The organism is Brevundimonas staleyi (assembly GCF_041893865.1).
Lineage (GTDB): Bacteria > Pseudomonadota > Alphaproteobacteria > Caulobacterales > Caulobacteraceae > Brevundimonas > Brevundimonas staleyi.
The window spans coordinates 2,120,205-2,140,601 of record NZ_CP169082.1; the positions used below are offsets into that span (position 1 = coordinate 2,120,205).

At 65.8% G+C, this 20,397-nt stretch carries 17 protein-coding genes; 12 read left to right on the forward strand and 5 right to left on the reverse strand.

From position 1 onward, the window contains the following. Positions 1–5: 5 nt before the first annotated feature. The 5 genes from ACETK8_RS10765 (at position 6) to ACETK8_RS10785 (ending at position 6,891) form a co-directional block, all read left to right on the forward strand. Positions 6–3,194 carry an efflux RND transporter permease subunit gene (locus ACETK8_RS10765; RefSeq protein ID WP_289648194.1) on the forward strand — a complete coding sequence of 1,063 codons (3,189 nt, stop codon included), beginning with the start codon at positions 6–8 and terminating at the stop codon, positions 3,192–3,194. Positions 3,195–3,244: 50 nt separating this feature from the next. After that, positions 3,245–3,976, forward strand: coding sequence for a HupE/UreJ family protein (locus ACETK8_RS10770; protein WP_374035978.1), 732 nt, complete (start codon positions 3,245–3,247; stop codon positions 3,974–3,976). Positions 3,977–3,990: 14 nt separating this feature from the next. Beyond that, positions 3,991–4,656, forward strand: coding sequence for a transmembrane anchor protein (locus ACETK8_RS10775; protein ID WP_289648198.1), 666 nt, complete (start codon positions 3,991–3,993; stop codon positions 4,654–4,656). 83 nt (positions 4,657–4,739) lie between these two features. Next, on the forward strand, positions 4,740–6,068 hold the full coding sequence (locus ACETK8_RS10780) for an MFS transporter (RefSeq protein WP_289648200.1): 1,329 nt from the start codon (positions 4,740–4,742) through the stop codon (positions 6,066–6,068). Positions 6,069–6,504: 436 nt separating this feature from the next. After that, positions 6,505–6,891 carry a class I SAM-dependent methyltransferase gene (locus ACETK8_RS10785; protein WP_289648202.1) on the forward strand — a complete coding sequence of 129 codons (387 nt, stop codon included), beginning with the start codon at positions 6,505–6,507 and terminating at the stop codon, positions 6,889–6,891. A gap of 56 nt (positions 6,892–6,947) precedes the next feature. On the opposite strand, the gene ACETK8_RS10790 is transcribed toward ACETK8_RS10785, so the two are convergent. Next, positions 6,948–7,454: an SRPBCC family protein gene (locus ACETK8_RS10790; protein ID WP_289648204.1), complete on the reverse strand. Its 507-nt coding sequence runs from the start codon at positions 7,452–7,454 to the stop codon at positions 6,948–6,950. 259 nt (positions 7,455–7,713) lie between these two features. On the opposite strand from ACETK8_RS10790, the gene ACETK8_RS10795 reads away from it, so the two are divergent. Together ACETK8_RS10795 and ACETK8_RS10800 are read left to right on the forward strand one after the other, a co-directional pair. Further along, positions 7,714–8,127 carry a four-helix bundle copper-binding protein gene (locus tag ACETK8_RS10795; RefSeq protein ID WP_289648206.1) on the forward strand — a complete coding sequence of 138 codons (414 nt, stop codon included), beginning with the start codon at positions 7,714–7,716 and terminating at the stop codon, positions 8,125–8,127. Positions 8,128–8,206: 79 nt separating this feature from the next. Beyond that, a complete protein-coding gene (locus tag ACETK8_RS10800) occupies positions 8,207–8,695 on the forward strand; it encodes a YybH family protein (protein ID WP_289648208.1) in 489 nt (162 codons plus the stop codon). Between the two features lie 433 nt (positions 8,696–9,128). Here ACETK8_RS10800 and ACETK8_RS10805 read toward each other — a convergent pair whose 3' ends face one another. Continuing rightward, on the reverse strand, positions 9,129–11,189 hold the full coding sequence (locus ACETK8_RS10805) for a TonB-dependent receptor family protein (protein WP_289648210.1): 2,061 nt from the start codon (positions 11,187–11,189) through the stop codon (positions 9,129–9,131). Positions 11,190–12,021: 832 nt separating this feature from the next. Between ACETK8_RS10805 and ACETK8_RS10810 the strand changes: the two genes are divergently transcribed. Continuing rightward, positions 12,022–12,216 (forward strand): hypothetical protein, encoded by a 195-nt coding sequence (locus ACETK8_RS10810; protein ID WP_289648211.1) that lies wholly within the window; start codon positions 12,022–12,024, stop codon positions 12,214–12,216. A gap of 543 nt (positions 12,217–12,759) precedes the next feature. On the opposite strand, the gene ACETK8_RS10815 is transcribed toward ACETK8_RS10810, so the two are convergent. Both ACETK8_RS10815 and ACETK8_RS10820 read right to left on the reverse strand, forming a co-directional pair. Then, complete coding sequence (locus ACETK8_RS10815) at positions 12,760–13,602, reverse strand: arylamine N-acetyltransferase family protein (protein WP_289648214.1); 843 nt, start codon at positions 13,600–13,602, stop codon at positions 12,760–12,762. A 249-nt stretch (positions 13,603–13,851) separates the two neighbouring features. Further along, the gene (locus tag ACETK8_RS10820) at positions 13,852–14,979 is read right to left on the reverse strand and encodes an acyltransferase family protein (protein ID WP_289648215.1); all 1,128 of its coding nucleotides are present in this window, start codon (positions 14,977–14,979) and stop codon (positions 13,852–13,854) included. Between the two features lie 301 nt (positions 14,980–15,280). On the opposite strand from ACETK8_RS10820, the gene ACETK8_RS10825 reads away from it, so the two are divergent. Both ACETK8_RS10825 and ACETK8_RS10830 read left to right on the forward strand, forming a co-directional pair. Further along, positions 15,281–16,021, forward strand: a complete 741-nt coding sequence (locus tag ACETK8_RS10825) for a helix-turn-helix domain-containing protein (RefSeq protein ID WP_374035979.1) — start codon at positions 15,281–15,283, stop codon at positions 16,019–16,021. A gap of 45 nt (positions 16,022–16,066) precedes the next feature. Further along, positions 16,067–16,918 (forward strand): sterol desaturase family protein, encoded by an 852-nt coding sequence (locus ACETK8_RS10830; RefSeq protein WP_289648218.1) that lies wholly within the window; start codon positions 16,067–16,069, stop codon positions 16,916–16,918. An 18-nt stretch (positions 16,919–16,936) separates the two neighbouring features. Here the strand turns inward: ACETK8_RS10830 and ACETK8_RS10835 are convergent, their stop codons facing one another. Continuing rightward, on the reverse strand, positions 16,937–17,212 hold the full coding sequence (locus ACETK8_RS10835; RefSeq protein WP_289648220.1) for a metal-sensitive transcriptional regulator: 276 nt from the start codon (positions 17,210–17,212) through the stop codon (positions 16,937–16,939). A 100-nt stretch (positions 17,213–17,312) separates the two neighbouring features. On the opposite strand from ACETK8_RS10835, the gene ACETK8_RS10840 reads away from it, so the two are divergent. Together ACETK8_RS10840 and ACETK8_RS10845 are read left to right on the forward strand one after the other, a co-directional pair. After that, on the forward strand, positions 17,313–19,679 hold the full coding sequence (locus ACETK8_RS10840; protein ID WP_289648222.1) for a heavy metal translocating P-type ATPase: 2,367 nt from the start codon (positions 17,313–17,315) through the stop codon (positions 19,677–19,679). A 220-nt stretch (positions 19,680–19,899) separates the two neighbouring features. Beyond that, a complete protein-coding gene (locus ACETK8_RS10845; protein ID WP_289648224.1) occupies positions 19,900–20,388 on the forward strand; it encodes a DUF305 domain-containing protein in 489 nt (162 codons plus the stop codon). Positions 20,389–20,397: the final 9 nt, after the last annotated feature.

A 20,397-nucleotide genomic window follows, 5' to 3' on the forward strand; every position in this document is an offset into this window, starting at 1 on the left:
AGACCATGCTTGAACGCATCATCGCGCTGTCGATCCGCTTCCGCTGGGGGGTGATGGCGCTGGTCCTGATCGCCTGCGCGGTCGGCGTCTGGAGTTTCCAGCGTCTGCCGATCGACGCCACGCCCGACATCACCAACGTCCAGATCCAGATCAACACCGAGGCCCCCGGCTATTCGCCGCTGGAGGCCGAACAGCGCATCACCTTCCCCGTCGAAACGGCGGTGGCGGGCGTGCCGGGGCTTCAGTACACCCGCTCGGTCTCGCGCTATGGGCTGAGCCAGGTCACCGTCATCTTCGAGGACGGGACCGACATCTATTTCGCGCGTCAGCTGGTCAACGAGCGGCTGCAGAACGCGCTCAGCCAGCTGCCGCCCGGCATCACGCCGGAGATGGGTCCCATCGCTACGGGCCTGGGCGAGATCTTCATGTACACGATCGACGCCGCGCCTGACGCCCGCCGTCCCGACGGTCAGCCCTATACGACCGAGGATCTGCGGACCTTGCAGGACTGGGTGATCCGACCGCAGCTTCGCAACACCAAGGGCGTCACCGAGGTCAACACCATCGGGGGCTATGAGCGTCAGTATCACGTCACGCCCGATCCCCAGCGGCTGTCCGCCTATGGCGTGACCATGGCCGAGGTCGTGTCGGCCTTGGACAACAACAATGCCAACGTCGGGGCGGGCTATGTGGAGCGCTACGGCGAACAGTATCTGATCCGGGTTCCGGGTCAGGCCTCGACCACCGAAGACCTCGGAAATGTCGTCATCTCGACGCGGGGCGGTGTGCCGATCCGCATCGCCGACGTCGCCGACGTCGGCATGGGCGAGGAACTTCGCACGGGTGCCGCGACCGAGAACGGCAAGGAAACCGTGCTCGCCACGGTCCTGATGCTGGCCGGAGAGAACAGCCGCGTCGTCGCCCAGGCAGCGGCCGTCAGGCTGGAGGAAGCCGCGCGCGCCCTGCCGTATGGGGTCACGGCCTCTCCGGTCTATGACCGCACGGACCTGGTCGAGCGCGCCATCCATACCGTCGAGAAGAACCTGCTGGAAGGCGCGTTGCTGGTCATCGTCGTGCTGTTCCTGCTGCTGGGCAACATCCGCGCGGCCCTGATCACGGCGGCGGTCATTCCGATCACCATGCTGATGACCATCACCGGCATGGTGCGGACCGGAACCTCGGGCAATCTGATGAGTCTCGGTGCGCTCGACTTCGGCCTGATCGTCGACGGGGCCGTCATCATCGTCGAGAACTGCCTGCGTCGCTTCGGCGAGGCCCAGCATCGTCTGGGTCGCGTGCTGAGCCGGGAAGAACGGTTCGAGCTGGCGGCCACGGCCTCCAGCGAGGTGATCCGACCCTCGCTGTTTGGGGTGATGATCATCACCCTGGTCTATGTGCCGATCTTCGCCCTGACCGGGGTGGAAGGAAAGACCTTCCATCCGATGGCCATCACCGTGGTCATCGCCCTGACGGCAGCCCTGCTGCTCTCGCTGACCTTCGTGCCGGCGGCGGTGGCCATGTTCGTCACTGGCAAGGTCGAGGAAAAGGACAGCTTCCTGATGCGCTGGGCGCGGGTCGGCTATCAACCGGCGCTCGATTTCGCGCTGAAGACAAGGTTCCTGATGATCGGCCTGGGAGTCTTCCTGGTCGTGCTCGCGGGATTCGGGGCATCGCGGATGGGGTCTGAGTTCATCCCGAACCTCGACGAGGGCGACATCGCCATGCACGCCCTGCGTATCCCCGGCACCAGCCTGAGCCAGGCCATCGAGATGCAGACTGCTCTGGAGGCCAAGATCGTGGCCTTTCCCGAGGTCGAGCGGGTGGTCGCCAAAGTCGGCACTGCCGAGGTCGCCACCGATCCGGTGCCGCCCTCGGTCGCTGACAACTTCATCATGCTGAAGGATCGAAAGGACTGGCCGGACCCGCGCAAACCACGCGGACAACTGGTGGCGGAACTGGAAGCCGCCGTGAATGAGATTCCCGGCAGCAAGTATGAGTTCACCCAGCCCATCCAGATGCGGTTCAACGAACTGCTGTCGGGCGTGCGGGCCGACGTCGCTATCAAGGTGTTCGGCGACGACCTGGACGAACTGCTGAGGCTGGGCGCCGAGATCGAGACCATCGTGGCGAGCGTCGAAGGCTCGGCCGATCCTCAGACCGAACAGGTCACGGGTCTGCCGGTGCTGCAGATCACGCCGGACCGAACGGCCATGGCCCGGTTGGGTTTGAGTGTGAACGACGTGCAGTCGGTCATCTCGACTTCGATGGGCGGCACGACGGCGGGCCAGATATTCGAGGGCGACCGGCGGTTCGACATCGTCGTCCGTTTGCCTGAGGATATCCGGTCCAACACCGACGCGATCGGTCGCCTGCAGGTCCCCCTGCCGGCGAGCGAGGGACAGGCGCGCCAGTTCGTGCCCCTGGCCGAGGTCGCCACCATCGCGCTCACGGTCGGTCCCAATCAGATCAGTCGTGAGGACGGCAAGCGCCGGATCGTGGTAACTTCCAACGTCCGCGACCGCGATCTGGGCTCCTTTATAGGTGAGGTGCAGCAGCGCATCGAGACCGAGGTCGAGGTGCCCGCCGGTTACTGGGTCACCTATGGCGGCACGTTCGAGCAACTGATTTCGGCGGCCAAGCGGCTTCAGGTCGTGGTGCCGGCGGTCCTGCTGCTGATCTTCGGCCTGTTGTTCGCCCTGTTCCGGTCATGGAAAGACTCAGCCATCGTCTTTTCCGGCGTGCCTTTGGCGCTGACCGGGGGGGTGGCCGCTCTGATGATGCGTGGCCTTCCGCTATCGATTTCGGCAGGTGTTGGCTTCATCGCCCTGTCCGGCGTCGCCGTGCTGAACGGCGTGGTGATGGTCAGCTTCATTCGAGGGCTGATCGAAGAGGGCAAGCCCGTTCCCGAGGCCATCCGCGAGGGAGCCCTGACCCGGCTCCGGCCCGTGCTGATGACGGCCCTGGTCGCCAGTCTGGGCTTCGTGCCGATGGCGCTCAACGTCGGGGCCGGGGCCGAGGTCCAGCGTCCGCTGGCGACCGTCGTGATCGGCGGGATCATCTCCTCGACGATCCTGACCCTGCTGGTCCTGCCCGCGCTCTACAGCCTCGTGCATGGCCGCGACCGGCCGAGCGATCGTCCGCGTCCGGCCTGGCTGGATCACCTGCCGTTCCGTCCCAAACGGGGGGCTCGCTGATGCGGCCGTCCCCGTCCAAACCTTCAAACCCAACCCTTGGAAAGGTCATCATGACAGTGGCTTACCGCCCCGACCCCTGGTCGTGGGTCAAATCTCCCGCGACGGCGGCGTTCGCCGTTCTTCTGTTCTTCCTGATCGACGGCGTCACCGCCCAGGCTCTCGCCCACGGCGTAGCCGAAGGCGATAAGGGTTATATTCAAGAGACGTCCGGCATCGTGTTCTGGCCGTTCGTCTATCTTGGGGCCAAGCATATGGTCACCGGATACGACCACCTGCTGTTCCTGTTCGGGGTGATCTTCTTCCTCTACCGGATGAAGGACATCTCCATCTATGTGACAATGTTCGCCATCGGCCATTCCACGACCCTGCTGCTGGGCGTGCTGATGGATGTGAGCGTGTCGAGCTATCTGGTCGATGCCATCATCGGCCTGTCAGTGGTCTACAAGGCCTTGGACAATCTCGGCGCCTTCCAGCGATGGTTAGGGTTTCAGCCCAACACCAAGGCCGCGACCCTGGTGTTCGGCCTGTTCCACGGCTTCGGCCTCGCCACCAAGCTGCAGGACTTCAACATGGCCCCCGACGGCCTGTTCGTGAACCTTGTGGCCTTCAATATCGGCGTCGAGATGGGCCAGCTACTGGCTCTGGGCGCGATCCTGATCGCCATGGGGTTCTGGCGGAAGACCGGCAGCTTCTGGCGGCATGCCTATGTCGCCAACGTCGTCCTGATGACCCTCGGTTTCGTCCTGACGGGCTATCAGCTCGTCGGCTATTTCGTCCTCTGATCGGAGACTGACCCATGTACAATGCCAACAAGCCCACCGCCTCCGAACTGCCCTCTACCGGCAAGCTGCTGAAATCGACCGGCATCGCCGCCGCGATCGCCGCAGGCCTTCTCGTCACGGTCGTCATGCCCGCCGAATACGGGATTGATCCGACCCGCGTCGGCTCCGTGTTCGGTCTGACCGAGATGGGCCGGATCAAGGTGTCACTCGCCGCCGAAGCCGCGGCGGAGGAGGCCGCCGAAGCCGGCGGGACAGCCACGGCCGCGGGGCCGGTTCCCGCGCTGGACTCTAGACCTATCACCCCATCGACGGATGCGACTGCGACCGCCGGCGCAGCTCCGGCGGCTGCGGCGGCCCAGGCCGGGACGCGGTCGGACCGGACGGTCCTGACTCTGGAGCCCGATCAGGGCGCCGAGATCAAGCTGGTGATGCAGGAAGGGGCCACGGTCCGCTACAGCTGGTCCAGCAGCGGTGGCCGGGTCAACTACGACACCCACGCCGACCGGCCAGGCACGTCCTACCACGGCTATGACAAGGGCTCGGAGCAGCGGGTCGAGGACACGCTGACGGCGGTGTTCACCGGCAGCCACGGCTGGTTCTGGCGCAACCGCACGGGCGCGCCGGTGACCATCACCCTGATTACCGAAGGCGCCTACAGCGAGGTCAAGCGGGTCGTCTGACCGATCCCGTCCCGTCATCGGTCCGATCGGACCGATGACGGGGCATGTTCGGCCGACGCGGCGACCCTTGAGGAGAGATGCTGATGTTTTCGCCGCTACGCCACGCCGCCTATCGCAACCTGTTCACGGCCCAGGTCGCCGCCCTGCTCGGGACCGGCATGGCCACGGTCGCCCTGGGTCTGCTGGCCTTCGACCTGGCCGGGGCGGACGCAGGCCAGGTGCTGGGGGCGGCCCTTGCGATCAAGATGATCGCCTATATCGGGGTCGCCCCGTTCGCCAGCGCCCTTTCGGCGCGCCTGCCGCGAAAGACCCTGCTGGTGTCGCTCGATGTCGTGCGGGCGGGGGTGGCCGTCAGCCTGCCGTTCGTCAGCGCGCCGTGGCAGGTCTATGGGCTGATGACGGTGCTGTATGTCGCCTCGGCCGCCTTCACCCCGGCATTCCAGGCGATGATCCCGGACCTGCTGACCGACGAGGCGGAATACACCAAGGCCCTGTCGCTGTCGCGGCTGGCGGCCGACCTGGAGAGCGTGGCCAGCCCGGTGCTGGCGGCGTTGCTTCTGGCGGTCATCAGCTACAACAACCTGTTCGTCGGCACGGCCCTGGGTTTCGTGGTGTCGGCCCTGTTCGTGGTCGGGGCCAGCCTGCCGGCACTGAGCCGGATTCAGCCCAAACCCTTCGTTAAAAGGCTGACAGGGGGCTTGCGGCTGTTCGCCCTCACGCCGCGCCTGCGGGGCCTTCTGGCCATCAGCCTGGCCACGGCGGCGGGCGGGGCGATGGTGTTCGTCAATACCGTGGTTCTGGTTCAGTCGCAGTTCGGCCTGTCGGAACAGGCCACGGCCTGGGCGCTGGCGGCGTTCGGCGGCGGGTCGATGACGGCGGCCGTGGTCCTGCCGCGCCTGCTGGACCGGATGTCGGACCGGACCGCCATGGTACTGGGGGCCGGTGTCATGACCACGGTCCTGCTGGCCGGAGCCTGGGTCGCGGTCCGCTATCCGGTGCTGATCGGGCTGTGGGTGATCATGGGATTCGGCTACTCCCTGACCATCACCCCGGCGGGGCGGGCGCTCAGGCGGTCCTCGACGGCACAGGACCGGCCGGCCCTGTTCGCGGCGCAGTTCGCTCTGTCCCACGCCTGCTGGCTCATCGCCTATCCCGTGGCGGGACTGGTCAGCGCCGAGGCCGATCCTCGCGCGGCGTTTCTTGTGCTGGCGGCGCTTTGCGCCGCGGGTGCGTTGCTCGGCCTGCGGATCTGGCCGGCCCAGGACCCCGAGTCTCTTGTTCATAGCCATCCCGAGCTGGAACCGGGCGATCCGCATCTCACAGAGGAGGCGGGGAGGGGCCGCGGCGCCACTCACGCGCATCCCTTCGTGATCGATGAGAAACATGATCGCTGGCCTGGATCGGGCGGCTGAAGCCAGGCTTGGAGGTGCGATGCCGCAGAGGCAGCACGCTATCGAACGTGTCGTAGGACGTCTGAAAGCGACTGTGGTCCTGCGGCGCCTCGATCCACTTGCAGTCCGAGATCCACGGGCGCACGGAGACACCGCGCATCGCTGGGATTACGGGATCGATGCGAAAGGCAAATTCGATGGATAGACCTGATTTGCCAAAGCGCGCGCCAGGATTTCTCGGGCCCGACTACTGGGACCGCGTCTACCGCGCGATCGATTCAGACGCGGTGGGCTGGTTCGAGCCCGAACCTCGCGCGTCGCTGGAGGCGCTCGCGCTGGCCGGAATTCCTTCCAGCGCGACCCTGGTCGATGTCGGGGCGGGGTCCTCGCGGCTGGTGGAGCATCTTCTGGACCACGGAGCGACCGATCTGACCGTGGTCGATATGCCGCCTCGGCCTTGGAGACCTCCCGGGCGCGGCTGGGGCCGCGCGCCGCCCAGGTCGACTGGGTCGTGGCCGATGTGACGCATTGGCGACCGGACCGGCGGTTTGACGTCTGGCACGATAGGGCCCTGTTCCATTTCCTGACGGAACCGGCGCAGCGCGACGGCTATCGGGCCGCCCTCCGTCAAGCCACCGCACCGGGGGCTTGGCTGGTCGTCGCCACCTTCGCCGCCGATGGACCGGAGCGGTGCAGCGGCCTGCCGGTCCGGCGCTATGACGGCCCAGGTCTCGTGGCCGAGTTCGGGGGTGATTTCGCGCCTCACGATGTCTGGCGCGACGCGCACCGCTCGCCCGGCGGCGTGCTTCAGCCCTTCACCTGGGCCGTGATGCGTCGCCGCTAGCCGACTGGGACGAGCCAGGCACGGCTTTGTCATGGTGGCGTGCGGCAGGACTGGCGTCACCGCCGACGGGGCGGAGGGCCACCATGTCGCGGCTTTTTGGTCGTCGTCGGAGGCGGGGCCGACCGGCGAGCACCGGTCTCGGCGCGGCGCTTCAGGTCGCGCAGGGTGCCGGCCATAGGCCCGGGCAGGAGGTTGGGGAAATAGTTCGGAAAGACGCGCGGAATGAGCCCGCTGACCTCGGCCGAGAACAGGACGTGGGTCCGGCTCCCGCGCGGTGTCAGGGCGTAGGCCATGTTCAGGAGGACGAAACCTCTCATGCCCAGCCGCCATGTGATGGGGTCCGGCTTGCGGCGCTCGAGCAGGCGCCCGGTCAGCCGCCATGACAACTCCTGGCCGTTGGGCCGGACCGCCGTCATTCCATAGGTGATCTCGTTGGGCTTATAGCGGTCCGGTTCGATCCGCGTGGCCCGGTTCCAGCCGGGATAGGCCGGGATGTCGGCCAGGATGTCCCAGACGTTTTCCGGCGGCGCATCAACGACGATGTCGCTCGTGAACAGTTTCATGATGGCTCTAGCCTTGAGGTGATCGAGCCTGACGGCATGAGCGGCAGGCGTGCGGGACTGTGGAACGAGACGAACGACGAGGCCCCATTCGGGTCGTGCCTATCAGGTTGGAACCCCGATCTTCCCGCGTCCACCCCACGGCGAAGACGGTTGTTCAAGCGCGAAGCCGGGATGCGTATGGACACGAGGAGGTGATGAACCGGAACCTCGTGTAGGACGACCGGTTCATCCCGCATCGTCATATTGGAAGGACAGAACGATGCACATTGCTTCGATGATCGGCAGCCACCCCCATGTTCAGGGCAACACCAACGACACGCTCATCCGGGCGATCGAGGAGACCTACGCCTGCGCGGCCACCTGTCGGATCTGCGCCGACGCCTGTCTGGGCGAAGCCATGGTTGCGGACCTCAGCCAGTGCATCCGGCTCAATCTGGACTGCGCCGATGTCTGCGCGGCCACCGCCGCGGTCGCGGGGCGCCGGACCGGCAGCAACGAGGCGGTGATCAAATGGATGCTGAAGGTGTGCGCCGAAGCCTGTGCCGCCTGTGCCGCAGAGTGCGAACACCATGCCGAGATGCACGAGCATTGCCGGATTTGCGCGGAGCATTGTCGCCGCTGTGAACAGGCCTGCCGTGCGGCGGCCGAGACGATCACGCCGTCTGGGATGTGACTGGGGTTTGAGTGGACGAGGGCTGACATGGGTGGCATGTGACGGCTAGGCTCTTCCGAAAGCGTTCTGGAGCCTCCTCATGTCTCGTCCTCTCCTCGCCGCCGCGGCCTTGCTACTGCTGGCTGCTTCACCCGTCCGCGCGGTCGATCAGGCCGCTGGGGACCCAGTGGTGGATGTTGCGCCCGAGGCCCAGGCCGCCGCGACCGTTGTCGATGCCTTCCATGCCGCCCTGGAAGCGGGCGACACCGACGCCGCCCTGATGCTGATGACGGAGGATGTGCTGGTGTTCGAGGAAGGCGGGGCCGAGCGGTCGCGCGCCGAATACGCCGCGTTCCATCTGGGCGCCGACGCGGCCTATGCTGGAGCGTCAGTGTCAACCGTGACCCGCCGCTTCGGTTCGGCCAACGGGGACACCGCTTGGATCCTCACCGAGGGAAGCACCACGGGGCAGGCGGGCAACAGCGCCACGAGCCGGTTGACGATGGAGACGATGGTCCTCATGCGCGGGTCGGGCAGCTGGCGCATCCAGCACATCCACTGGTCGTCGCGAGCGGTCCCCGCCGTCTGACAGCACGCGGGGACCCGTCACGGAGAGGCCCCAGCCCGAACGCGGGTTTTAGTGCGGGGGTGTGCGGCAGACCGACGGGTCTATGCAAGGGGGTAGCGGGTTTGCCCCCGCGGGGCGTAAACCAACATCACCCGGCCGTAGAGCCGCCGCCGGCCGATACGGCGTCGGATGCCGGGTGCGTCGCAGTCGGATGCAGCCGCCGTGTCAGCGGAGCGAATGTGTGACGCGCCGAACGCGAAAGGCAACGGGAGCGCGCGGCCCGGAACGAAGGGGACGGATTCGGGAACGCCGCCCACTCAGGCAGAGTGTCGCACAGGCATAAACACTTGATGGCAGGCCGGACGATCCGCCGATGGCGTGGCGACCATGCGCCTTGGGCACACATTTGAAGCGCGGCCTCCCAAGACCCGCACATGGCTTTTGGGATTGTCCATCAGAAGGCATACTCCACACCGATCTGCACGATCCGGGGCTCGTTGGGCAGGATGCCGCGGGCGCGGTCGATGATATAGGTTCGGTCCGCCACATTGCGCACCCGGGCCAGCAGCCGCACCGAAGTGTTCGGCAAGGCCCAGGATCCCGCGAGATTGATGACCGTGGCGTCCGGTATCAGTCCGCGCTGGCCATTGGCCGTGGGAGCCACCGTATTCAGGTCGTCGGCGAACATCTCGCCCGTCTGAACGACCTCGACCTCGGCCTGCAGTCCGCTCGGCGCCCTCACGCCGAAGGCGGCCCGCCCGAACCACTCGGGCGCATAGGGCAGGCGATTGCCCGTGACGCTGACGGCGCCGAAGCCGGAGAGGCTGGAAAAGCGGCGACCGACATACTCGGCCTGCGCCACCCAGGTCAGGGTCGCATCGGCATACCAGTCCAGCTCGCTGCCGAAGGCCTCGGCCGACGAAAAGCGGCCGGCGAACTCAAGCCCCTGGTGCAGGGTCTCGCCCGCGCTGGTCAGGGTCGCGCCGACCCCGCCGGCGACCGAACTGGGCACGATCTGGTTGTCGAAATCCATGCGGAAGGCCGTGGCCTCCAAGGCCACGCCGGCCGCGGGCCGGGCGCGCAGGCCAGCTTCCCAGTTGGTGCTCTGCTCGGCGTCCAGTTCGACCGAACCCCCGGTGTTGGTGATGATGTCCTCGGCGCGGGGCGGGGAAAAGCCGCGATGGACGCCCGCGAAGGCCGTCAGCCGGTCGTCGCGGGACCAGGCGAATCCCAGGCCCGGGATGGCGACATCGATCCGTCTTTGCCCCCGGCCGCCGCCCGGCAGATTGTTGGCGCGCTCGAACTCGATCGATTCCAGCCGAAGCCCGGGCGTGATGGTCAGATCGCCGAGGACGAAGCTGTTCTGGACGAAGCCGGACATCGCGGTGGCGCGCCGGGTGTTGTCCTCGACGACCCCGGCGTTGCGCCCGACGCCCGGACGCCGCGCGGTCGGGGTGTCGCCGTTCCACTGCAGTCGTTCCTGGTTTTCGCGGTGCAGGCGCACGCCCGCTTCCAGCCGCCCCGCCAGACGGCCGGCGGTCGCCCAGTCCCAGGCCAGTCGGCTGTCGATGCCGAAACTGTAGTAGTCGCGCAAACGACCCTCATTGCCGCAGGTGGTGTTCAGATTGGCCATGCCGCCACAGGCCGGATCGGAGGCGTCGTTTGGCCGCTGGCCCGAGTTGGACGACTGTCGCCACCAATCACGCTGGAAGGTCGCTCCATAGAGAGCCGTCGTCAGCCGCAGCGTGTCCGTCAGACGCCAGGCGTGGACCGCTGAGGCCGCCATGTGTTCAGCCTCGAACCGGTCGTTGCCGAAGGGGTTCTGCCGAGGGTCGGCGGCATATTCAGCCTCGGTCAGGCCCGAATAGGTGACCTGGCTGTCCTCGCGCAGCCAACTCGCTTTCAGCGTCAGGTTCTGACTGGCGGAAATTGGGCGGGTCAGCTTCACGAACAGATCGTCGTAACTCAGGTCCTGATTGTCGCGATTGCCCTCGCTTTCACGGCGGGTGAACATCCCCAGGATGCCGGTCTCTCCGACTGTGTCGGACGCTTGCAGGGTGACCTCCCGATTGCCCCGATTACCGCCGCGCAGCACAAGGCGGCCTTCCAGATCCTCGCTGGGGTTCGGCGTCGTATAGTTGATGACGCCGCCGACCGTATGGGGGCCGAAGGCGATCTGGGCCGATCCCCTCAGCACCTGGACGCCCGAGAAACGCTCGATCGGCGGATGGTAGTAGCTGGCGTTGTCGCCGTATGGAGCATAGGCCAGCGGCACGCCGTCCTCCAGGAACAGGACCTCTGTCGAGCGGATGGGCGTCAGACCGCGGATTCCGACGTTTGGCCGCAGCGCGAGGCCTTCTTCCCCCCGGACATACAGTCCCGGCACCCGGCGCAGGATGTCGTCCAGCGCAAAAGGCTGGGACTGCCGGTAATCCGCGGCGGACAGCAGCGTTACGGCACCCGCGATCTGTGCCAGACGGTCGGGTGCCACCACGACGATGTCGGCGAGGTGCACACTTTCGGTCTGCGGGGCCGCGACCGCAGGGGGGCGGACGTCCTGGGCTCTCGTCATAGCTGGGAGGCAGAGGGCCGAAACCGTGGAGAGGAGCAGAAGATTGCGCATGAGAACCATTCTGAATCGAGAGCGGTCGAGCTCTAGGGTTTATGCAAATCATTTGCAACGGTTTAGTTGGTCGTCTGGTGTGTGTGGGGATTATCGCGAGGTGGGGCCTGCGACACGGACGCTTCGAGCCGGTTGAACGACCCCGCGGCCGCGCCGCAGCGATTGACTCCGGACGGATGTGGAGGTCGTGCGTCCTCGCCTGGATCGCCGACCGGCATGCATCAGGGTCAGGTCGTCGGCCTTCGTCATTGCGTCCCCGCGTCGTGGGCAACACCGAGGGCCGAGGCTCGGCTGTCTCGCAGGGCCTGCACCGCAGCCTCGTCCCTTTTGGCTCGCAGGGAGCCGCCGGGGCATTGGAAGGATTGGCCCAGCAGAATGCCCGCAGGCGGCGAGCCAGCGCAGCACGCCGCCGATTGCTGCCGACAGGGTGTGCGGGCGATCTGGGCGCGATCCCCCAGACACCCGCTGTCTAGTATGTCGGTGACGACGGCATTTGCTCGGGTTGCCCCCTCAACCCACACAGACGACTTGGAATTCGAGGCGCGGCCGTAGGGGTGCCTTCCACCGAAGGCGCCCCTGATCGCTGAAGACTCTTGAAAGACGGGCAGCGTTCGACCGATGAACACGGGATGAATGGTCGGACTTCGCGGCGTTCAGGATGGGAGGCGCAACTTGGACGCTCGATCGGCTCTGAGCCGATGTCGTCCAACAAAGGGAACAGACCATGATGATCCTCAAGTCCTTGGCGGCAGGCAGCATGGCGCTGATCGTGCTGGCCGCCACCCCTGTCGCCGCGCAGGACGGCCATTACGGTCGCGACCGACACGACAATCGGAGGGATGTAGCTGTGGGCGTCGCGGTCGGGGCCTTGGCCGGTGCCGCCCTGGCATCAAAACTACAACAGAGACAGGCGCTATGACACGCCAAACGGGTACTACGATAATCGTTACGGCTCGCCGAACCGATATTATGACTATCGCCAAGGCTATGGGTACTTCAGCGGCAACGGCTACTATGCCGAGGATCGCGAGCGTCACTATCGCCAGGATCGACGAGCGCACCGCCGTCATGATCGCGAGCATCGCCGGGAAGCGCGCCGACACGAGCGACAGCACGAGCGTCGCTGGTAGAGCGTCCTCCCGTGACAGGGCATCGGATGTCGCGATATGTCCCGCGGTTCGAACGACATAGCGCGGCGTCCGGTGCTGAAGTCATGTCATCTCCTCGCAACACAGAAGTGTCGTCGGAGTTGAGCCTTTCGCGAGACTTGCTGCGCGGCCAGAACGGCAGGTCATCCATCTCCCGTGAATCGGGCAAGGCGTGTCATCGGGGCTGTGGACGCGTTGATCGGCGTCGCCATGCCACCACCAATGGTGGTTCGGCCACCTGAAACAGCAGAGGCGCAAACGAAGGCTCATCACGCCGCAGTGCTCTTTCCTTGCTGGCAGGCGACGCCGACGCCCTACCTGTTTGCGGGACGAAGACCGGGCAGGGTGCTGAACACTCGCGGACGGGGGAACAACAGGGCGTGACGTTCACCGACACTGGCCCAGAGTTTCGCGGGCTTGGGGACGGTCAGGTCGAACTCTTCCTCGAGCGTCCACACGAACTCGTCCATGGATTCCAGGGTTTTGACGTCCGGCGTTTCAGAACACGCGCGAGACAGCACCCGGCCCAACAGGACGGTGACGCCAAAACGCGTGTGCCGTTGACAGACGAGGTTTTGCACATGCGGAGAATCCGGTGCCGACTGTAGTCGTCGCGAGTCGGCCGCGAGGCGGGCGGGGTCGGCAGGCGAAAGCGTGAAATCGAAGCTTTTGACGCTGCTTAGGCGATGATTGTTGTAGCGCCAGACGCTCGGCCTGGTTGCCTCGATTCCAAATTGCTTGTCACGCTGTCGGTAGACGCCCGCCTTGATCGGCAAAGGTTCGAGGAGCCCGTCACCGAAGCCGACGTCGACCAGGTAAGGGAGCTCAAGATCGATGACCAAGGCGAAGTGGGGCAGGGGTTCGCCCCCCAAGCGCGCAGAGGTCGTCGCCTGTACCCCGGTCACCTGAAAGCCCAAGGCCGCGACGATCGCGCCGAACAGACCGTTCATCTCGTAACACCAGCCGCCTCGGCGATCCGTGATCAGTTTGCGAAAGGCGACCGCCGGATCCGTGCTGACGAACCGCACCAATTGAATATCGATGTTCTCGTAAGGAAACGTCAGAAGATGAAGGCGGTGCAGTCTCCGCAATGTCTCCAAATCAACGTTGGGCCTTCCAGAGAAGCCGATCCGATCCAGATAGGCCAGAGGGTCCATATGATCTCCGTCGATCTGATCTCGGCGCTGCTCAGGCTATGGTGGAGCGCCCAAATTTGATGATGAGGCGGTGCGATCAGCGGTCAAGGTGAGCTTGATGGAACAGATCCAGCCGTCAGCAGGTCAATCGGAGTCGCAGGCTGAACGTGAGCTGACGGGACGACCCCTTGACCCTGGGCACGGCACAAGAGGCCTGGTCGGTCAGCTCGCCGCGACATTCAAGGAAAATACCCTCCGCATCGTCGGCGTTCACTCGGCGGTCACGACAGACTTCGTGACGCGACGCTCGAAGGCCTGGCGGATCCATGATCGCCCCGGCTTCTCCACCAGCAGGTGCAGCGCGACGGAAGCGGCCGCCGTGACAATGAAAAGGCCTGCCAATTCCAAGGGTGTCATGACGAAGCCGCTGTCTATCCCGCGCATCTCGGCTGCGAGCCCCTTGTAGGCGACCAGAATGGGCATATGCGCCAGATAGAGGGCGAAGGAGACTTCGCCGGCGAAAACCAGGGGAGGCGAGGCCAGGAGGCCTTCGCTCTGCGTCTTGGCCAGCATGGACCAGCTGAAGACGACCGGCGCGGTCAGGGCGACGATGATCCTGTCGTCAAGAGACAGCTGCATGCCCGCCAGCAGCAGACCGGTGGAAACGACACAGGCGGCGATGGCGACGCCCGGACGCCACAGGGTGCCGCGACCGAGGCCGTAAAGGGCCGTGCCGATCAGGAAGGCTGGAGCGATCCGAAGGATACCCATGTCGTCTTCGGCGCGCGGCAGCACCTTGCCGAAGATCGCTCCATAGGCTCCATCGATGACAACATAGGCCACCATGCCCAGGCCCAGCAGCAGCCACGGACGTCGCCGCATCCGGACGGCCAGGAGCGCATAGGCCGGGAAAAGCAGATAGGCGAACCACTCCGCCGACAGGGACCAGGACGGGCCGCTCCAATTGTACCCCGTCTCGCTTGGAAACCAGGCCTGGATCAGGAACAGGGTCTTGAAGAACCCTTCGAGCGTATAGGTGGCGGAGTCGAACCGCACCCCGGCGACCATGGCGCCAAGAACCATGATCGTCGCGCCGCCCAGAACCGCGAGATGCAGCGGATAGAGACGCGCGAGGCGCGCGACGATGAAACGCCTGTAGCTGAACGTGCCGGCCGCGAAGGACGGCCCATATACATGCGCGAGGATGAAACCCGACAGGAAGAAGAACGCATCGACGGCCAGCCGGCTCCGCTCGATGATAGGGCTGAAGCCGAGAGCCGGGTCCCACTGGAGCTGGTAGTGGAACAGCACCACGCCCAGGGCGAGAAAGGCCCGCAGGCTCGTCAGAGCGCGCAGGTCGGAGGGATAGCCTTCGCTCACCGGCGAAATGGACGTCATGTGCAGCCCCGAATAAAAGGACGGCCGAAGCTGCCCTGCCCAATGGGTATACGCAGCAGCGCCGCTTATCCCTCGCCGCAGAGCCATGATCCGGGTTTGCCGATCCAATCGGTGGGACCGATGCGCCGAGCGAGGCGTACCGTGGCCGTCATCGGGCGTGACGGCCTTTTGTCCCAGAGCCGTGTGGCTGCGACGATGGTGCGGGAGGCTGACAGGTGGACGGCGATCTTCGTCTCGGCGTTCGAAGCGCGTTGCGCACCGCTCTTGGCTCCATGCCGGCATAGCGGATATGTTTCGCCCCATGCCGCCGTCGTCTTCCAGACATGAGTTCGCGTTCGGTGACGGCTGGGCCGCTTACGAGGGGCCTTCCGCGGATCATGACAGCCATGCCCATGTGGCGGTTCAGTTGGCGGTGGCGCGCTCCGGCTGCGTTCATGCGGTGCTGGACCACGGTCGTGAGATGTCGGGCAGGGCGCTCATCTTCGCGCCCCGCGTTCGCCACCGCGTGACGTGTGATCAAGGCGCGGTTTTCTTCATCTATCTCGAGACGCACACGCCGCTGGCCTCGAAACTGGTCGCGCTGATCGCTCCGGCCGAGTCCGGCGTGGCGCCGGCCTCGGTGTGTGATCGTTTCCTTCCCAATGTCCCGGCGGAGCAGATCATCGACAGACTCAGGGCCGACCTGGGCGCAAGGAAGGCGTCTCTGGATCCGCGTCTGGAATGGGCCCTGTTGATCGCGTCCAGAGACCCGGCTCCTGGAGCCATTGCCCGAGCGGCCTTCGCGATCAATCTGTCTCCGGCCAGGCTCCGCGCCCTTGCGCAGGCTCAGTTATCGGCGCCGTTGTCCCAATGGCTTCTGTGGCGGAAACTGGAGAGATCCGGTCGCGCCATGGCGAGCGGCGCGAGACTGGCCGAGGCGGCGCTGGCGGGCGGCTTCGCGGACCAGGCCCATCTCAGCAGAACGATGAAACGCATGTTCGGCGTGACGCCGCTTCAGGCCGCCCAGGTCGTCCAGACACCGGACAATCGTTTCGTTCAATAGGCCGCGTCCGAACGGCATCAGGATAGGATTGCAAGGGAGCGTCCGATGTCCGCGATCCGGTTCGTCATCCGCCTGGGTTATGCGCCCGTGTTCTTCGTCGGGTTTCTCTGGGCGGCCGTCGGCCTGACCGAGTGGAACGTCCAGCCCTGGGCCCTGTGGCTCCTGCTGGGTCTGGCGCTCGTCGTCTCGTTCACGGCAGAGCGACTGGCCCCCTATGAACCGGTCTGGAATCGCCCGCACGGAGACCGGGGACGGGATGTCGCCCATGCGATCGTCAACGAGGTCTCGATCGCTGTTTCGGTTCTGGCTCTGCCGCTGATATCGGGCCTCATTCCGGACTTCGGCGTCTGGCCGTCGGACTGGCCGCTGTGGGGACAGCTCGCCGTCGCCATCCTGGTGGCTGACCTCGGCATCACGCTCGCCCATTACGCAAGTCACCGCCTTCCCGCCCTGTGGCCGCTGCACGCCGTGCATCATTCCGTCGAGCGAATGTATGGGTTCAACGGCCTGCTGAAACATCCCCTGCATCAGGCGATAGAACTGACGGCCGGCACAGCGCCCCTGGTTTTGCTGGGCATGCCCCAGGACGTCGCCTGGCTGGTGGCCTTCGCGGTGGCGATTCAGCTGATCCTGCAGCACTCGAACGTGGACATGAGGATCGGACCGCTGGTTTACGTCTGGGCCGTAGCGCCCGCTCACCGCCATCATCACCTGGCCTCGCAGACCGAGGGCGACGTTAATTTCGGCCTGTTCACCAGCGTCTGGGATCACTGGCTCGGGACGTTCCGCAGCGGACGCGCGACGCCTCGCGCGGGAGAGATCGGTGTGTCCGATCAGCCGGATTACCCGCGACACTACCTCGGTCAGCTGGTGGAGCCGTTTCGTCGACGGGCCTGACGCTGCAACGCTACCAGCCTAGCGCGAGGCGCGTCCGAGCAGTTCGATCAACTCGCTAGCCTTGGTCTTGCGGTCCGCCAGATCGTCGCCGGTCATGGCGCCCATCACGCAGTGGTCGAGATGGTCCTTGAGCACCTCGCTCTCCACCCGGGCCAGAGCGGCGCGGACCGCCTGGATCTGGGCCAGGACATCGACACAGTAGCGGTCATCCTCAACCATTCGGACGATGCCGCGCACCTGACCTTCGATGCGGTTCAGGCGGTTGATGATCTTCGGTTTGGCTTCGGCTCGCATGGATCAACTCCGGTTCAGAGTGGTTATACCCCACGAAGGTATCTTTCAATATACCCTGTATGGGTATATGGGAGAGGCATTCCGCTCAGGAGGAGCCGCCATGTCCGAAGCTTCCGCCAACCCTGCCGCAAACTCTCACAAGCACGCCTGCTGTGCGCACGGTGCCAACGACGACGCCGACGGCAAGGCACTCGATCCGGTCTGCGGCATGACCGTCGATCCGGCCGCGACGGCTCACAGGGCCATGCACGAGGACACCGAATATTTCTTCTGCTCGGCCGGATGCCGCACGAAATTCGTCGCCGATCCGGACAAGTATCTGGGCGACAGACCCGAACCCGCGCCCGTGATCCCCGGCGCCGTCTATACTTGCCCGATGCACCCGGAGGTGCGTCAGGAGGGGCCGGGGTCGTGTCCCATCTGCGGCATGGCCCTGGAGCCCGAGACCGTGACGGCCGAGGCCCCCGTCAATCACGAACTGGTCGATTTTACCCGGCGCTTCTGGGTCGGGCTGGTTCTGACCCTGCCGGTGTTCGCCTTAGAGATGGGGGGACATCTGACGGGCCTGGCGATGCGGATCCCCGGCCAGACGTCGAACTGGATCCAGCTGGCCCTGGCCACGCCCGTGGTGCTGTGGGCCGGGGCAGCCTTCTTCCAGCGCGGCTGGACGTCCTTGCGGACCCGCAAGCTCAACATGTTCACCCTGATCGCCATCGGCGTTGGCGCGGCCTGGCTCTATAGCGTGGTGGCGGCGGTGGCGCCGGGTCTGTTTCCGGAGGCGATCCGCCGAACGGACGGCAGCGCGCCGGTCTATTTCGAAGCGGCGGCGGTCATCACCGTCCTGGTTCTCGTGGGTCAGATCCTCGAGCTGCGGGCGCGCGAACAGACGTCCGGAGCCATCCGGGCCCTGCTCGACCTGACGCCCAAGACCGCCCGTCGCGTGCGTGAAGACGGCACGGACGAGGACGTCACGCTCGACCGCGTCGTCCTCGGGGACCGGCTGCGCGTGCGGCCGGGCGAACAGGTGCCGGTCGACGGCGAGATCCTGGACGGCCGCGTGTCGATCGATGAATCCATGGTGACCGGCGAATCCATGCCCGTGACCAAGGAGCCGGGCTCAAGCGTGGTCGGCGGATCGCTGAACCGGACCGGTTCGTTCGTCATGCGGGCCGACAAGGTCGGGGCCGACACCCTGCTGTCCCGGATTGTGCAGATGGTGGCCCAGGCCCAGCGCAGCCGCGCGCCGATCCAGCGGCTGGCCGACACGGTCTCGGGCTGGTTCGTGCCGGCGGTGATCGTGATCGCCCTGGTGGCGGCGCTGGTCTGGGGGCTGGCGGGCCCCGAGCCACGCCTGTCCTATGCTCTGGTCGCGGCGGTGTCGGTGTTGATCATCGCCTGTCCCTGCGCGCTTGGCCTGGCGACGCCCATCTCGATCATGGTCGGGGTCGGCCGGGGCGCCCAGGCCGGCGTCTTGATCCGCAATGCCGAGGCGCTGGAACGGTTCGAGAAGGTCGACACCCTGGTGCTGGACAAGACCGGCACCCTGACCGAGGGGCGGCCCTCGGTGACCGCCATCCGGCCTGCGTCCGGTTTCGACGAGGCCGAACTGCTGCGCCTCGCCGCCAGTCTGGAGCGGGGCAGCGAACATCCGCTCGCGGACGCCATCGTCTCGGCCGCGACGGACCGCAAGCTCACCCTGTCCGAGGCGACCGAGTTCGACAGTCCGGTCGGGCGCGGCGTCTCCGGCGTGGTGGATGGCAAGCGGGTCGCCCTGGGCAATACGCGGTTCCTCACCGAGCTCGGCGTGGATGTCTCGGCGCTTGAAGCCGAAGCGGACGCCCTCAGGGGCGACGGGGCCACGGCCATCTTCGCCGCCGTGGACGGCCGGGCCGCAGGGGTTCTCGGCATCGCCGATCCCATCAAGACGACCACGGCCGATGCGATCAAGGCGCTGAAAGCCGCAGGCCTGCGTCTGGTGATGATGACCGGCGACAACCGCACGACCGCCGAGGCCGTCGCCCGCCGGCTGGGGATCGACGAGGTCCAGGCCGAGGTTCTGCCCCAGGACAAGGCCTCTGTGGTCGAACGGCTGCGCGCCGAGGGCCGTGTGGTCGCCATGGCGGGGGATGGGGTCAATGACGCGCCCGCGCTGGCCGCCGCCGACGTCGGCGTGGCCATGGGCGCGGGCTCGGACGTGGCGATCGAGAGCGCGGGCGTCACCCTGCTGGGCGGCGATCTGCAGGGGATCGTTCGCGCGCGTCACCTGTCGCAGGCGGTGATGAGCAACATCCGCCAGAACCTGGTGTTCGCTTTCGGCTATAACGCGCTGGGCATCCCCGTCGCGGCGGGACTGCTCTATCCGGTGTTCGGCTGGTTGCTGTCGCCGGCACTGGCGGCGCTGGCGATGGCCCTGTCGTCGGTCAGCGTGATCGCCAATGCGTTGCGGCTTCGGGCCGTCAGACTCTGAGGCGGTCGGCGTGACTGACGGGAAGGGAGGCGTCCCGGAGCTAATACGCAGTCCGGGCGTCCGTCCCTCGCGTGAACACGCAGGAAACGGGTTTATTTCATTGGGCGGAACCGCAGTCGAAAGCCTTGGATTATGTCGAACGACGGAACGATCCAGCGGGTCATGACACGCACCGGGCGGATTCGTCGGAGCTCAGGCCGCAGAAAACGGGAGAGGGAAAATGACACCCACGCATGACGTGCACAGCATGAAGGGCATGAAGGGCATGAAGGGCAGCTACCGCTCTTTGGCGATCGAACTGACGCTGGACTTCATCATCATGTATCTGGTGATGTACACGATGATCGCGACGCTCGATCATTTCTATCTGAATCTCAACAACGTCTATATGACGCTGATGATGGTGTCGCCGATGGCGTTGCTGATGCTGATCTTCATGCGCTCGATGTACCCGTCCAGACGAACCAATCTGCTGATCGGCGGCGCTGCGGTGCTGGTGTTCGCGCTGAGCTTCTATGGCATGCGGACCCAGGCTGCGGTGGGCGACACAGAGTTTTTGAAATCCATGATCCCGCACCATTCGGGTGCGATCCTGATGTGCCGCGAAGCGTCGCTGTCAGACCCGGAAATCGTCAGCTTGTGCGACGAGATCGTGGCCGCTCAGGAACGAGAGATCGCTCAGATGAAGGCTATTCTCGCGCGGCTATGAGCGCCTTGC

Coding starts and splice junctions, on each gene's coding strand:
- ACETK8_RS10815 (WP_289648214.1), bottom strand. CDS start 13,602: ATGGACCCTCTGGCCTATCTGGATCGGATCGGCTTCTCTGGAAGGCCC.
- ACETK8_RS10820 (WP_289648215.1), bottom strand. CDS start 14,979: ATGACGTCCATTTCGCCGGTGAGCGAAGGCTATCCCTCCGACCTGCGC.
- ACETK8_RS10835 (WP_289648220.1), bottom strand. CDS start 17,212: ATGCGAGCCGAAGCCAAACCGAAGATCATCAACCGCCTGAACCGCATC.
- ACETK8_RS10790 (WP_289648204.1), bottom strand. CDS start 7,454: ATGAAACTGTTCACGAGCGACATCGTCGTTGATGCGCCGCCGGAAAAC.
- ACETK8_RS10840 (WP_289648222.1), top strand. CDS start 17,313: ATGTCCGAAGCTTCCGCCAACCCTGCCGCAAACTCTCACAAGCACGCC.
- ACETK8_RS10765 (WP_289648194.1), top strand. CDS start 6: ATGCTTGAACGCATCATCGCGCTGTCGATCCGCTTCCGCTGGGGGGTG.
- ACETK8_RS10845 (WP_289648224.1), top strand. CDS start 19,900: ATGACACCCACGCATGACGTGCACAGCATGAAGGGCATGAAGGGCATG.
- ACETK8_RS10770 (WP_374035978.1), top strand. CDS start 3,245: ATGACAGTGGCTTACCGCCCCGACCCCTGGTCGTGGGTCAAATCTCCC.
- ACETK8_RS10775 (WP_289648198.1), top strand. CDS start 3,991: ATGTACAATGCCAACAAGCCCACCGCCTCCGAACTGCCCTCTACCGGC.
- ACETK8_RS10830 (WP_289648218.1), top strand. CDS start 16,067: ATGTCCGCGATCCGGTTCGTCATCCGCCTGGGTTATGCGCCCGTGTTC.
- ACETK8_RS10795 (WP_289648206.1), top strand. CDS start 7,714: ATGCACATTGCTTCGATGATCGGCAGCCACCCCCATGTTCAGGGCAAC.
- ACETK8_RS10825 (WP_374035979.1), top strand. CDS start 15,281: ATGCCGCCGTCGTCTTCCAGACATGAGTTCGCGTTCGGTGACGGCTGG.
- ACETK8_RS10800 (WP_289648208.1), top strand. CDS start 8,207: ATGTCTCGTCCTCTCCTCGCCGCCGCGGCCTTGCTACTGCTGGCTGCT.
- ACETK8_RS10810 (WP_289648211.1), top strand. CDS start 12,022: ATGATGATCCTCAAGTCCTTGGCGGCAGGCAGCATGGCGCTGATCGTG.
- ACETK8_RS10780 (WP_289648200.1), top strand. CDS start 4,740: ATGTTTTCGCCGCTACGCCACGCCGCCTATCGCAACCTGTTCACGGCC.